The sequence below is a fragment of the Oleiphilus sp. HI0067 genome, from assembly GCF_001635735.1.
On the sequence record NZ_LWFI01000474.1, the window covers coordinates 1 to 586 of the forward strand.

A 586-nucleotide genomic window follows, 5' to 3' on the forward strand; every position below is an offset into this window, starting at 1 on the left:
TGGATGAACAAAGAGGCGATTGAAAAAACGCTTGAGACGCGGAAGGTCACATACTGGTCGCGCAGTCGACAATCATTTTGGGTAAAAGGGGAGTCGAGCGGACATACCCAAGCACTGTGTGAAATGTATTTTGACTGCGATGGCGACAGCATTTTATGTATTGCTGAGCAAGTTGGGCCTGCTTGTCACACTCTCAGACCCAACTGTTTTTACTTAAAAGCCGATCAAGAATCGCAAGTTGTACATGTAATAGGAGATGGTTATCAATCATGACCACAACACTCATTAAGAATGCCTTGGTGGTAAATGAAGGGAAAGCTGAAGAGCTTGATGTGCGTATTAAAGATGATCGCATAGCGGCCATTTCAAGCAACCTGACTGCTTCGAATAATGACAAAGTCATTGATGCGCATGGCTTCTGGCTTTTGCCGGGAATGATCGATGATCAAGTTCATTTTCGTGAGCCGGGTTTAACGCATAAGGGAAGTATTAAAACTGAATCACGAGCCGCTGTGGCGGGCGGTATTACAAGCTATATGGAAATGCCGAATGTTAGCCCGGCCACTACGANCATAGAGGCCTTGCA

General features: G+C 45.6%; 1 protein-coding gene and 1 pseudogene. Both read left to right on the forward strand.

All coding sequences use genetic code 11. From position 1 onward, the window contains the following. On the forward strand, nt 1-273 hold a 273-nt coding region (locus A3739_RS05740; RefSeq protein ID WP_197472090.1), incomplete at its 5' end, for a phosphoribosyl-AMP cyclohydrolase. Then, nucleotides 270-586, forward strand: a pseudogene (locus tag A3739_RS05745) (dihydroorotase); the annotation flags it as partial. The gene A3739_RS05740 and the pseudogene A3739_RS05745, both read left to right, overlap by 4 nt.